This window comes from Snuella lapsa, assembly GCF_039539345.1.
Taxonomy (GTDB): Bacteria; Bacteroidota; Bacteroidia; order Flavobacteriales; family Flavobacteriaceae; genus Snuella; species Snuella lapsa.
The window spans coordinates 1-1,092 of sequence record NZ_BAABCY010000057.1; the positions used below are offsets into that span (position 1 = coordinate 1).

The window sequence follows — 1,092 nt, forward strand, 5'->3', positions numbered from 1 at the left end:
ACGAATACTTAAAGGTAGCCAAAAGTGAGATTATTTCACCTGAAAGCTACCTTTAGGTTTAGTTCAACAATGTATAAAAAGCATAGGGCGTTAGGTGTTAAAACTAAACGTCCTTTTCATTTACAAAGTCCGCAAAATATAAAATTTGGCATTTACTAAAAATGATAAAAACAAAATATTTATATTTGGCTAAGTGCAAATTCGAAACGTAAGCGCTTTTTAACTGCCCTACGTTTCTTATACTAGACGTTAGGCACAAGCTAAAACAACACGAACAAAATGACACTGAAACAACAATTAGAATCAATTCTTTCCAGCCAGTACGAATCGGAAGACGGAGATTTATACAAGGTGGAATTGTTGGACGGTATGACTGATAGCGAAATAGAAAACCTTAAAAGTCAACTCCCAAATAACAACCTACCCAGCGAAATCGAAGAACTATTAAGATTCAGTAAGGGATTTGAATTCTATGGACTTGAAGAAGTCAGATTTGATGCATTCGGTCATTTTGGATTTGAAGAAATGTTCCCAAACTCAATCCAACTCGCAGGAGATGGATTTGGAAATTTTTGGATTTTAGACATTGACTCAAAAGGAAATTGGAATTCAGTTTACTATGTCTGTCACGACCCTGCAGTATTAGTAAAACACTCTGAAAATTTATCGGAGTTCATAAACCACGTTGATGAGTTCGGACAAAAAGGAAGGCAATCCAACTTAGACATTATTCACGAAAAGACCGTAATGGATATTTGGAGCGAAAAAGTAGGAATAATGGAAAAAAATGAAAAAGACTATGACTTTGAAAACGGACAAGTTGAATTGCCAGAAATGTTTTTAGTTGCAGACTTGACTGATAAACCAATAAAAACAGGATTTCCTTGGGGAAAATCAGGTCCGAACACAAAAATTATAAGACCGACTGACGAACCGATTTGGATTGTTGAGAATCGAGTGAAACAAAGTTTTCTATCAAGACTATTCGGTGGAAAGAAATAAAAAGCCAGTGCCTAACAAAGGTAGCCGTTGCGCAAGCCCTTAATTTTCTAAAAACAAGACACAAATAAGCCCTTTTAAGGGCTTTTATTT

1 protein-coding gene is annotated in these 1,092 nt (G+C 35.4%); it reads left to right on the forward strand.

Annotated features, from left to right (window positions below; translation table 11 throughout):
- Positions 1-279 precede the first annotated feature (279 nt).
- Positions 280-1,002: an SMI1/KNR4 family protein gene (locus tag ABD792_RS10585; RefSeq protein WP_345005970.1), complete on the forward strand. Its 723-nt coding sequence runs from the start codon at positions 280-282 to the stop codon at positions 1,000-1,002.
- The last annotated feature ends 90 nt before the right edge of the window (positions 1,003-1,092 follow it).